The sequence below is a fragment of the Tenacibaculum aestuarii genome (assembly GCF_964510395.1).
GTDB classification, from domain to species: Bacteria; Bacteroidota; Bacteroidia; order Flavobacteriales; family Flavobacteriaceae; genus Polaribacter; species Polaribacter aestuarii.
The window spans coordinates 1,004,920-1,017,463 of sequence record NZ_CAZEFY010000003.1 but is presented as its reverse complement, the minus strand read 5'-3'; the positions used below and the strand labels follow the sequence as shown (position 1 = coordinate 1,017,463).

The 12,544-nt window shown below is 31.7% G+C and carries 9 protein-coding genes; 7 read left to right on the top strand and 2 right to left on the bottom strand.

What is annotated here, in order from left to right:
- Window positions 1-11: 11 nt before the first annotated feature.
- The 3 genes from ACKTSU_RS10955 (at window position 12) to ACKTSU_RS10945 (ending at window position 1,303) form a co-directional block, all read left to right on the top strand.
- Window positions 12-176 carry a DUF5522 domain-containing protein gene (locus ACKTSU_RS10955; protein WP_274633944.1) on the top strand — a complete coding sequence of 55 codons (165 nt, stop codon included), beginning with the start codon at window positions 12-14 and terminating at the stop codon, window positions 174-176.
- Window positions 177-229: 53 nt separating this feature from the next.
- Window positions 230-937, top strand: coding sequence for a DUF4197 domain-containing protein (locus tag ACKTSU_RS10950; RefSeq protein WP_408036420.1), 708 nt, complete (start codon window positions 230-232; stop codon window positions 935-937).
- Window positions 938-1,105: 168 nt separating this feature from the next.
- On the top strand, window positions 1,106-1,303 hold the full coding sequence (locus ACKTSU_RS10945) for a hypothetical protein (protein WP_125069320.1): 198 nt from the start codon (window positions 1,106-1,108) through the stop codon (window positions 1,301-1,303).
- On the opposite strand, the gene ACKTSU_RS10940 is transcribed toward ACKTSU_RS10945, so the two are convergent.
- Entirely contained in the window at window positions 1,286-2,044 is a 759-nt protein-coding gene (locus ACKTSU_RS10940; RefSeq protein ID WP_408036419.1) for an ABC transporter substrate-binding protein, read from the bottom strand. The two genes, ACKTSU_RS10945 and ACKTSU_RS10940, sit on opposite strands and share 18 nt — an antisense overlap.
- A 26-nt stretch (window positions 2,045-2,070) precedes the next feature.
- Window positions 2,071-2,853 (bottom strand): LytR/AlgR family response regulator transcription factor, encoded by a 783-nt coding sequence (locus ACKTSU_RS10935; RefSeq protein ID WP_408036418.1) that lies wholly within the window; start codon window positions 2,851-2,853, stop codon window positions 2,071-2,073.
- Between the two features lie 397 nt (window positions 2,854-3,250).
- Here ACKTSU_RS10935 and ACKTSU_RS10930 point away from each other — a divergent pair, with 397 nt between their 5' ends.
- The 4 genes from ACKTSU_RS10930 (at window position 3,251) to ACKTSU_RS10915 (ending at window position 12,541) form a co-directional block, all read left to right on the top strand.
- Window positions 3,251-6,325: a SusC/RagA family TonB-linked outer membrane protein gene (locus ACKTSU_RS10930; protein ID WP_408036417.1), complete on the top strand. Its 3,075-nt coding sequence runs from the start codon at window positions 3,251-3,253 to the stop codon at window positions 6,323-6,325.
- 9 nt (window positions 6,326-6,334) lie between these two features.
- Window positions 6,335-7,531, top strand: a complete 1,197-nt coding sequence (locus ACKTSU_RS10925) for a RagB/SusD family nutrient uptake outer membrane protein (RefSeq protein ID WP_408036416.1) — start codon at window positions 6,335-6,337, stop codon at window positions 7,529-7,531.
- A gap of 441 nt (window positions 7,532-7,972) precedes the next feature.
- Window positions 7,973-11,041: a SusC/RagA family TonB-linked outer membrane protein gene (locus ACKTSU_RS10920; protein ID WP_408036415.1), complete on the top strand. Its 3,069-nt coding sequence runs from the start codon at window positions 7,973-7,975 to the stop codon at window positions 11,039-11,041.
- Window positions 11,042-11,044: 3 nt separating this feature from the next.
- Window positions 11,045-12,541: a RagB/SusD family nutrient uptake outer membrane protein gene (locus tag ACKTSU_RS10915; protein WP_408036414.1), complete on the top strand. Its 1,497-nt coding sequence runs from the start codon at window positions 11,045-11,047 to the stop codon at window positions 12,539-12,541.
- Window positions 12,542-12,544: the final 3 nt, after the last annotated feature.

The window sequence follows — 12,544 nt, the reverse complement described above, 5'->3', positions numbered from 1 at the left end:
ATATTTGTAGTATGAGAAAAGAGATATTAAAACCTACTCCTGACGAGTATTATACAAACGAACAAGGGTATAGAGTTTTTAAAGAAGCGTACCATTTACGACGCGGGTATTGTTGTAAGAGCGGTTGTAAACACTGTCCGTATGGATATGATAAAAATACCGATAGCTTCAAATAAATGTGACAATAATTAGTTTATTGTTTCTAATAGATAAAATCAAACAAGTAAACATGAAAAAAATTACAGTATTCTTTATTGCACTAACTTTTATGGGATGTGCAGAGTTACAAAAAGTAGTAAATCAATTACCACAAGGAGGAGTGTTAACACAAGAGCAGATAGGTAACGGTTTACGTCAAGCTTTAGATAATGGTATTCAACATCAGGTAAGTAAATTAACAGCTACTGATGGTTTTTATAAGAATGACTTGGTAAAAATCTTGCTGCCAGAAGAATTACAAGCGGTTGATAAAGGATTACGTAGTATTGGCTTAGGTAATTTAGCTGATGAAGGTTTAAAAGCAATTAACAGAACTGCTGAAGATGCTGTAAAAACAGCGACTCCAATTTTTGTAAATGCTGTTAAAGAAATTACATTTAACGATGCAAAGAATATTTTATTAGGGGCTGATAATGCTGCAACTTCTTATTTAGAAGGAAAAACAACTTCTGCATTATATGCTGAGTTTAATCCTGTAATTAAAAACTCGTTTGCTAAAGTAGGAGCGGATAAAATTTGGTCAAATTTAATTTTAAAATACAATAGTATTCCATTTGTTAAAAAAGTAAATCCAGATTTAACAGACTACGTAACAACTGAAGCATTGGATGGGGTTTTTACAATGATTGCAGTTGAAGAAAAAGGCATACGTAATAAAATAGGATTACGTGATACAGCATTATTACGACAGGTTTTTGCGTTACAAGATAACAGGTAGTGTACATACTGTCAACAACAAAAAAACTCTTGATTTTTCAAGAGTTTTTTTGTTGTTGGTAGGTGACAATTACGGGTGTTTTCCCCATTTTACATTTAATTGTTGTTTTATGTGGTTGTAAATCAAATAAATATGTATATTTATAATCCGTGTTAACCCAATTTAGAAATGTCAAGAATTAATCAATTACGAAGATATAGAAAACATCTTGAAGAAAGATATCGTAGATTGGTTGAGACAGCTAATGATTATAAATATGAAGATGAGTGTAAAAGTGATCGCTCAGCATTCAAAGCAATGAAGATATTGGAAAAGCTAAATAGAATAAAATATTTAGATGAAGATATGTCAAATCCTGTTGTGTAACTCCTCAAAATAATCAAAAGCTTTTAACAGTCTACTACCGTACCAAGAAAAGTACTCACCATCCACTAAAAAAGGAGTGCTATAGTTTGTGTGCTCTTTTATTTCAATTATGTGCTTTTCTTTAAAAGGGAAAGGTTCGGAAGATAGTAAAATCAGTTCTGGGTTTTTCTTATGGATATCTTTTAAGTTAACTTCAGGGTACCTTACTTCATTGGCATAAATATTTTCAAACTTATTTAATTCTAGCAAATGATTTATAAAAGTATTATTTGCAGCAACCATCCAAGGATTTTTCCAAATAAAATAAGCTACTTTCCTACTTTGTTTATTTTGAATAAAACCTTTAAAGTTGATTATTTTTGACTTTAATTCATGAATCATTTTATCAGCTTCTTTTCGCTTGTCAAAAAAGCTTCCGTATAAAGAAATAATATCAATAGTATCGGTAAGTGTAAAGATATCAGAAACGTGAGTATAAGCTATTTGCTGACAAGTTTCAACTATTTCTTTGGTGTTTTCTTCTTTGTTACATAAAATAATATCAGGTTGAAGTTCTTTTATTCTTTTAACCTTTATGTTTTTTGTACCGCCAACAATAGTTTTAGTTTTCGTTAGATGATTAGGATGGATACAAAACTTTGTAATACCAACGATATGTTCCTCCAGTCCTAAATCAACCAAAAGCTCTGTTTGACTTGGGACTAAAGAAATAATTCGAGTATATTTTTTTGGGTTATTCATTACACAAAAGTAATGAAAGGAAAATACTATTTAACTCCCATTAACTCTTGAAAATCTTTTTTGTAGCTTTTGCTAACTCTAAAGGTTTTATTATCGTTGATTTTTACGTCGGTTTCACCGTAGTTTGAAGTGATAATTTCGTCAATAAAATTAGAGTTGATTATGGTAGATCTATGAATTCTAACAAAAAGACTTGAGTTTAATCTTTTGATTATACTAGATAAAGACTCTCTTAATAAGTATTTTTTATTATCGGTAGTAAAAATTTCTACATAATATCCAGACGCTGAAATATACTTAATAGCGTTTCGCTCTAAGAAGATTATTTTGTTTCCTGATTTAATATTGATCTTGGTCCCTTTTACGGGCATTTCCATAGGGGTTCTATCTTTTACAAGTCCTATTATATTGTCGAGATTATTATTAAAGTTAGATAGTTCTACAATTTTCTTGTAATTAATTACTTTTTTAATAGAAGCGTAAAAACGATCTTCTTCTAATGGTTTTAAAAGATAGTCAAAAGCAAAATAATCGAAAGCTTTTACAGCATGTTCGTTTGATGAAGCTGTAAAAATGAATATAGGTTTTAAGGGTAGAGCTATTTTTTCAATAATATCAAAACCAGTCATATTATTGATTTTTGTATCAAGATAAACTACATCAGGCGACAAGGTGTTAATCTTTTCTATAGCACTCATACCATCAGAACACTCGCCTACAATTTCTATAAAACTATATTCGCTTACTAATTTTTTAAATCTCGATCGAGCAGCTTTTTCTTCATCAACGATTAGAATTGATATCTTCATTTATACTTTGTTTTCTTAATAACTATAACAACCAAATAAGAAAGCTCCCTAACTTGAAGTCTATTTAATTGTAGTTAAAATTTTATTAAAACTAGAGATGTATGTTAAAAGTAGATTTAGTAATTATTAAAAATGGTTGAAGGATGCCATAGTTATTAATAATTATGTTGATTTAAGATGCAAAAATAATGAAGAAAATTTAAGAAGTGCAGTGAAATAAAGGGGTTTTTAAAAAAATTAACATTAATTAACAGATGGTAAAGGAGTTGGTTTTTTGACTTACTTCTTGAAAATGTTTTTTCACATCAAATAAATAGTTGTTTACTTCAAACAAGTGCTAACAGAAACTTATAGCCTTTAGTTTTACAAATGTTAATTAATAAAAATTTAATAATTTATGAATCTACATTTAAAAAATGTGATCTGTGTGTTATTCTTTTTTAGCTTTTTGCTAAACATTAATGCACAGGAGAAGAAAATCACCGGTGTAGTATCTGATAGTTCAGGTCCTTTACCAGGTGTAAATGTAATTTTAAAGGGTACAACCATAGGTACAGAGACAGACTTTGATGGTAAGTATTCTATAAACGCTAAACAAGGAGATGTTTTAGTGTTTACTTTTGTTGGAATGCAAGCAACAGAAAAAACTGTTGGATTAGGTTCTGAACTTAATGTTTTAATGCAAGAAGATTCTAATTTATTAGAAGAGATTGTTATTGTTGGATATGGAACTAGTTCTAAAAAAGATTTAACAGGATCTGTAGCAACAATTGGAGTAGAACAATTGCAAGATAAGCCAGTAGCTAACGTAACACAGGCTTTACAAGGTAAAACTTCAGGATTACAAATTGTAAGTACTGGAGGTAGAGCAGGTGATGCTACTCAAATTAGTATTAGAGGTAACGGTTCTTTGAGTGCATCAAACAATGCATTATACATTATTGATGGTGTTCCTCAAGAAGATATGTCTGGAATTTCTCCTGAAGATATTAAAAGTATTAGTATTTTAAAGGATGCTGCTTCTACTGCAATTTATGGTTCAAGAGCATCAAATGGTGTTATTTTAATTCAAACGAATAGAGGAGGGTATCAACAAGATATTTCTGTGTCTTTCAACACTTCTTATGGTTTTCAAAATATTATTAAAAGACCAAATTTATTAGATGCTCAAGGATATAAGCAAGTATTAGATGCAGCAAGAGTAAACTATGAGCAAGATATTGCTTCTGGAGCTTTAGACGCACCAAAAGATCCTACAGTTTTAACTCCATTACCTAATAGTTCTTACAATACAGACTGGTTAAAGTTAGTGTTAAGAGAAAATGCAACTGTTAAAAGACATCAGTTTAGTATATCTGGCGGAGGAGAAAATACTAGAGCGTATTTATCAGCTTCTTTATACGATCAAGAAGGTATCATAAAAGAAGATACGTACAAAATTGGACGTGTAAAATTAAATTTAGAGCAAAAAATGAATGACTACATAAAGTATGGAGTTAATTCTTATTTCTCATATTCAGAGGCTACTCCTTTTGCAGACGATAATAGTACATATCAGCCATATTCAAGAGCATTAGGAGCAAGACCAGATGTTAGTCCTTACGATGCAGACGGTAAGATTGCTGTTCATAACTTTGTTAATCCATTGTTTGCTTTTGAAAGACAAGTAACTGATAAATGGCAAAACTTAGGAGGAACATTGTTTTTAGATGTGACGCCAATAGAAAGTGTTGTATGGCACTCTGCTTTTAGTGGTAATATTAGAAGTAATAGATATAACAGGTATGACGCTCCTAACACAAGAAGAGGATTAAATGGAGATGGAGTACCTACAGGATATGGTTTGTATAGTACAGAAAACAATAGAGATTACTTAATTGAAAATACTGTAACTTATACAGATAAGTTTGCTAATGATAAATTAAAGTTAACTTTATTAGGAGGTCACTCTTTCCAACAATGGGATTATGAAAGTGCTTATGTAGCTGGTGAAAACTTCCCGTCAAGTGATTTAAATTGGTTGATTTCTGCAGGAGAAATTAATCAAGGAGATAGTTTTTATAAGGCTATGGCATTAGAGTCGTATTTTACAAGATTACAATTGTCTTGGGATTCTAAGTATCACTTTATGGTATCAACAAGATACGATGGATCTTCAAAATTTAGAAAAGAAAACAGATGGGGTAGTTTCCCTGCAGCATCTTTAGGTTGGACAATTTCTAACGAAAAGTTCTTCAATGTACCAGCTATTACTGAATTAAAAGCAAGAGCTTCTTTTGGGTATACCGGTAACCAAACAGGTATTTCTTATGCTTCAGGACAAAGTTTAATTGGTTCAGGAGAGAATTATGATCAAGCACCAGGTTTGGCAGCAACTAATATTTTTAACCCTGACTTAAAATGGGAAAAAGGTGAAGCTTTAAACTTAGGTTTAGATCTTACATTATTTAACAGAATTGACATTAATTTAGATTATTATGAAAAAGAAACACAAGATCTTTTAAGTAGAATTAATGTACCACAAGAAAGTGGATTTGTATCGATGTTAGCTAACGTAGGTAATATTTCTAATAAAGGTTTTGAAGCTAATGTTAATGCTAGAATTATAGAAAAAGATGATTTCAAGTGGAACTTTGGAGCTAACTTTTCATATAACGACAATAAGGTATTAAAAGTAGGAGCTGAATCAGGGCAGTATACAACAGGGTTTGCATCTATTGTTAAAGAAGGTAGCCCTTTAGGTTCGTTCTTTATCTTAGAATCAGCAGGGGTAGCTTCAGAAGCTTATACATACAAGAAAGCTGATGGTACAGATGGTCAAACAGTGGCAGCTGGAGATATGATTTATGTAGATCATAATGGCGATGGACAAATTACTGATGCTGATAAAAAAGTATTTGAAGGAGGTATTGCTCCAATCTATGGAGGTTTTAATACTTCTGTTGAATTCAAAGGATTCGATTTAGCAATCAGTGGTCAATACTCTATAGGTAAAAAAGTATATGCACTTTTCAAGGAAGATGGATTAAATGGAGGAGCAGTTGGAGCACCATCTTATTCTGAAAACATGTTAACAGAAATGTTAGATTATTGGACGCCTACAAATACAAATGCTTCTAATCCAAGACCACACTTATCTTCTGAAATTTCTGCATGGAATACTCAAAGATCTACAAGGTACTTAGAAGATGCTGATTATTTAAGAATTTCAGATATTACTTTAGGGTACAACTTCGATTTCTTAAAAGATTCTGATGTTAAGTTTATAAAGAGTTTAAGACTTTATGCTCAGGTAAGAAATCCATTTACATTTACTAAGTATTCAGGAGCAGATCCAGAAGTAAGTTATGTAGACCAAGCAGCTCAGAGCAGTCAAGATAGAACAGATGGAAGTAAAGTTGGAGCAGGTGTTGATTTAGGGGGTATTCCTAACGTAAAATCGTTCTTAGTAGGTTTAAATGTTAAATTTTAAAAAATGAAGATGATTAAAAAAATTTCAAAAATACTTTTCATAGGGTTGTTTGCAATGTTAACTACATCTTGTAGTGATCAGTTAGACATACCTTCTGAGGCATCCCTTGATGCTAATTCTAATTTAGCTACAGAAGATGTAGATAAATTATTGACAGGATTATATAAAAAAATGAGACATCCTAATGTGTATGGTTATTTTGCGATAATGAATACTGAAATTATGGGTGATAACTATAAGCCTGTTAAATTTCAGTGGTTTCAAGTACAGAATTTTTATGAAAATAAAGTTCCTGCAAGTGATATCTTATTAAGTTATTTTTATGCTGATTATTATGCAGGTATTGATAGAGCGAATACTATATTAAAAGTGCCTTCAGCAAGTAATGCTCAAAAAGGAGCAGCACGTTATAATAGAGCTTTAAGTTACTTAAGACTTTATGATATGTTTGAAAGAGTTCCTTTAGTAGATGAAAGTTATGATAGAACACCTATAGCACCATCTTCTGCAGAGGATGTGTTAAACTTTATAGTGGAAGATCTAAAATATGCAAAAGAAAACTGTGTAAGTTTTAATGGACTTAGTTTGTTAGAAAGTCAAAAAACTCCTACAAAAGAAGCGGCAACAGCTCTTTTAGCAAGAGTTTACAGAGTGCAAGGTAATATTACAGCTGCAGGATTAGAAGCGGAAGAGTTAATTACATCAGGTAAGTTCTCTTTAGCAGCAAACCCTTTAGAGAGAGATCCAGAAGTAATCTTTATGTTTAAAGGTAATAAAGCAGAAGGTGTTGGTTCTTGGGGTTGGATTATGAGTCCTATGGCAAAAGATTGGAACTGTTTTGCAGCAGCAGATGATTTAACTACATTAGTAAAAGGAGAAGATACTCGTGAAATCTTATTCGATTTTGAAGGTAAAGATGAAAATGGAGGTTATATTTACTCAAAAAAATATAAAAGAGAAGATGATTCAGATTTATTAGTGTCAAGAATTGCTGAAATGTATTTAATTTCTGCAGAAGCAGGTAATACTGGAAGATTAACAGAATTACAAACAGCAAGAAAGTCTTCGTTAACATTAGCTGAAGAAAGACGTTTGGAAATGTCTTTTGAATGGACAAGATGGCAAGATTTAAAATTAGAAGGAAAGACTTCTTATGTTTTACCTTATCCAACTAGAGCGGTTGATTCTAACCCATTACTTCAATAATAAGTAAAATAGATCTTCCCTTAAACAGAAAAGAAGGCTGAGAATTAATTCTCAGCCTTCTTTATTTTTAAAATATAGTTTTCTTAAATCAAAAAACAGGTCATTCAAATCAAAGTTGTAAGTATGAAGTATTAAGCTTAATATTTTTGCATCAGCTTACATCAAATTTTGTTTTCATTGATGTAATTATTTGAATTAGTTATACAAAGTCAAGGAGTCATTAACCTTGACTTTTTTTGTTTAAAAAAGCATATGGTTGTTTTTTTTTAATACAATTAATGCTTTATTGTTTTATTATTATATTTTTTATGTTAAAAAACAATATGTAATGTAAAATAATAGTTAATTTTTTACTTTTATAAAAAGTAAATTTTTATAATTCAAATAATTTAATTTATGAAATTAAAAAACTACCTAACGCTAATGTTCTTGCTTATAAGTATGTCAATATTAGCACAAGAAAAAACAGTCACAGGAACTGTTACAGACCAGACTGGAGCATTGCCAGGGGTTAGTGTAATTATTAAAGGAACGAATAAAGGCGTTGAAACAGACTTTGATGGTAAATATGCTATCAAAGTAAATCAAGGGGCTGTATTGGTTTTTAGTTTTGTAGGACTTAAAACTATAGAAAAAAGAGTAGGGTCTTCAACAGCTATTAATGTTAAAATGGAAGAGGACAGTAGCTTGCTAGATGAAGTAGTAGTTGTAGCATATGGGACTAGTTCTAAAGAAGCGTTAACGGGTTCTGTGGCTAAGATTGATGCCGAGTCTTTAGAATCAAGACCCACAGCAAACTTATCAGCAGCTATTGAAGGAGCTACACCAGGTGTAGTTGCTACAGCTGCTAGTGGTCAACCAGGATCAGGTCAAAGTATTCGAATTAGAGGGTTTGGGTCTTTTTCAGCTTCTAATGCACCTTTATATGTTGTTGACGGTATACCTATTAATGGAGATTTAAGTAATATTAACACAAATGATATTGAGACTATTTCTATATTAAAGGATGCTTCATCAACAGCTTTATATGGTAATAAAGCGACAAATGGAGTTGTTTTAGTAACTACCAAAAAAGGTAAAAGTCAAGTAGGAGAAATAAACTTAAACATGTCTACAGGAGTTGTTGCAAGGGCTATTCCTGAATATGAAAGAATAAATGCACAGCAGTATTACCCTGTTATGTGGGAAGCTTTGAGAAATACGATGGCTATACCAGGTGTTGATTCTCCTGCTGATCTTTCAGCAGCTAATCAATCTGCTACAAACAATATTTACAGTGTTTTAGGCTACAATCCGTTTAATGTTCCTAATAATAACATAGTAGGTGTTGATGGTATGTTAAACCCTAACGCAAGTTTATTATACAATGATTTTGATTGGGAAGGAGCAATAACTAGAACAGGAATAAGAAGAAATGTAGACTTAAGTTACCAAGGAAGATCAGAGAAAGCTGATTTTTATGCATCATTAGGGTATTTAAAGGAAGAGGGTTATTTAATTAACTCAGATTATCAGAGAATAACATCTAGAATAAATGTAAACTATCAAGCAAAAGATTGGTTAAAATTAGGAGCAAATATTTCAGGAGCTTTATCTGAAGGAAATCAATCTAATATAGGTGGAACTAGTAGTTTTAGAAATCCTTTTAGGTTTACCCGAGGAATGGGACCTATATATCCTGTTTTTGCTCATGACCCTATCACGGGTGAATTTATTTTAGATGAAAATGGGAATAAGGTATATGATTTAGATGATAATAGACCAAGTGGAGCTAGTACAGGAAGACATGTTGTTGTAGAAAGACAGTTAGATATTGATTTTGATGAGATAACAGCTTTGAACTTGAAAACATTTGCAGATTTTCGTTTAGCTGAGGGACTTAATTTTACAACAAACCTTAGTTATGAAGAACAAAATAGATACAATACTTTTTTTTGGAACAAAACAGTTGGTGATGGGGCTCCTGATGGGTTAGGGTTTAAACAATATGTTAGAACTTCAACAATTGGATTTAATCAACTTTTAAATTATTCAAAATCATTTGGAGATCATAATGTAGAAGTATTGGCAGGTCATGAGAGTCAAAGTTTAACAATTGATGATTTTAGTGGAACTAGAAGAAAACAAATTGCAGAAGGAAATTATGAATTGATTAACTATGTGAATACTACAGATTTAGTTTCTCAAAGAGATGAAAATAATGATGAGAGTTATTTTGGAAGAATTAACTATAACTTTAAAAATAAATACTATTTAAGTTCTTCTATAAGAAGAGATGGATCTTCAAGGTTTTCTAAAGACACAAGATGGGGTACATTTTGGTCGTTAGGAGGGTCATGGAGTATTGATAGAGAAAAATTTATGACTAATGTAGATTGGGTAGACTTATTAAAGTTTAGAGCATCGTATGGAGAGCTAGGTAACAATAGAGGTATAGGGTATTATCCACACCTAGCTTTATTTCAGTTAGATAATAACAACCTAAGTGAACCAGGAATTGTTCGGTCAAGTTTAGGAGCACCAGATTTACTTTGGGAAACAAGTGCTAATTTTGATATAGCTTTAGAGTTCGAGTTATTTACTAGAAGACTTAGAGGATCAGTAGAATATTACAATAAAGAATCTCAGAACTTAATTTTTGATGTACCTGTAGCTTTTTCAGATGGAGCTGATAGTAAAAGAGAGAATATAGGAACTTTATTTAACAGAGGAGTAGAGGTAAGTTTATCATATGATATTATTAAAAAAGAAAATTTTAATTGGACGTTAAATATAAATGCCGCAACACTTAAAAATGAGTTTACAGAATTACCTCAAGAAGAAATTATTAATGGAACCAAAAAAATAAAAGTAGGTAAAGGTCTTTTCGATTATTGGATTAGAGATTGGTATGGGGTAGATCCAGAGGATGGGTCTGGATTGTTCGTGGCAGAAGACCCAACAGCAACGGGTGTAAGAACAATAAACGGTGTAGCTGTAACGCCTTTTTCTAATAACGCAAGATTTCATTATGCAGGTTCAGCTATTCCAGATTTAACAGGTTCAATATCAAATAGTATTGAGTATAAAGGGTTTGGTTTAACTACGCTTTTTACATATCAAATAGGAGGAGAATCATTAGATTCTAATTATGCAGGTATAATGGAATCTGGTGGTTATGGAACAGCAAAAAGTGTTGATATTTTAAATAGGTGGCAACAACCAGGTGATGTAACTGATGTGCCAAGAATGGATGCCGCATTATCTAGTCAATGGAGTGGTACATCAGACAGATGGTTAACCGATGCTTCATTTTTAAATTTAAGACAAGTGAACCTTTCTTATAATTTTAAACCTGAAATGATTGAGCGTATTGGTTTAACAGGATTAAGAATGTATATGAGTGCAGAAAATTTATTTTCTATTAATGCACGTAAAGGATTGAATGTTCAACAACAGTTTAATGGTAATACTAGTAATATTTATACACCGTCTAGAATTATTACTCTTGGATTAAACTTAAAACTTTAAAAAATGAAAAAAACGATATATTTATTAATATTAGGAGTCTTTGCATTTACAATACAATCGTGTGAAACAGACTTTTTAGATACAGTTCCAACTGATCAAGTTGCTGCTTCAGAAGCTGTAAAAAATACAACTAATGGTTATGCTGTTTTAAATGGAATTCATAGATCTTTATATCAGAGATGGAATGATACACAAGGTAATGCGGGTATAGGAGGTCATTATATTCATTTAGATTGTATGGGGGAAGACCAAGTGGTACATAGAGAACAATGGTTTAATAGGGTTTATAAGTGGACTGCAGGTAGAAGTGATACTGATTTTTATAGTGAATTTCCTTGGAGGACTTATTATATTATTATAGCAAATGCTAATGTTTTAATTAACGGTATAGATAATGCTGTAGGGTCTAATGAAGATAAAGCTAAAATAAAAGGTCAAGCATTAACTTATAGAGCTTGGGCACATTATCAGCTTGTTCAGGTATATGCAGAAAGATATAAGCAAGGAGGAGGAAACTCTCAATTAGGGGTTCCTTATAAGAAAAGTGCCTTAGAAGAAAAATTACCTAGAAATACTGTAGAAGAGGTTTATACAGAGATTAATAATGATTTAAATGAAGCTATTAGTTTACTAAACGGAACTAACTACGGAGGAGAAAGAAAATCTAATTTAGGTCAAGGAGTTGCACAAGGAATAAAGGCAAGAGTTTTATTAACTCAAGGAAGATGGCCTGAAGCCGCAAATATGGCGTCTTTAGCAAGAGCAGGCTATACCTTAATGAATTTTGATACTTATAAAAATGGATTCACTATTAATGCAGCATCAAATTCAGAATTTATGTGGGCTAGTATAATTGCTGAAGATCAAAACGATAGTTTTGGTTCTTTCGGAGGGTACATGTCTAGAAATTTTAGTTCTTCTGCAATTAGAGGTAATCCGAGATCTATTAACTCATTATTATATGATGAAATTTCAGATACAGATGTAAGAAAAACATTATGGGACCCTACAGGGCAACATAATGATCTACCTTCTGGTTATTCATTATTGTCAAATCATGCAAGATATCCATATACAAGTCAAAAGTTTTTAGCGGTTAGTGCTTCAGACAGTAGAGTGGATGTACCGCATATGAGAGCTGCAGAAATGTATTTAATAGAAGCAGAGGCTTTAGCAAGAGATAATCAAGATGGGGCAGCTGCTCAAGCATTATATGATTTAGTAATAACGAGAGATCCAAGTTACACGCTTTCAACAAATACAGGACAAGCATTAATAGATGAAATCATGATTCATAGAAGAGTAGAATTGTGGGGAGAAGGATTTAGATTTTTAGATTTAAAAAGGCTTAACTTACCTTTAGATAGAACCGGGGCTAACCATAGTGCTGCTTTAGCAGGGAATGTGTTACAAGTTCCAGCAGGTGATATTAGATGGGTTTGGCTAATTCCTATTGAAGAGATTAATGCAAATCCAAATATTGACCAAAACCCAATATAATAT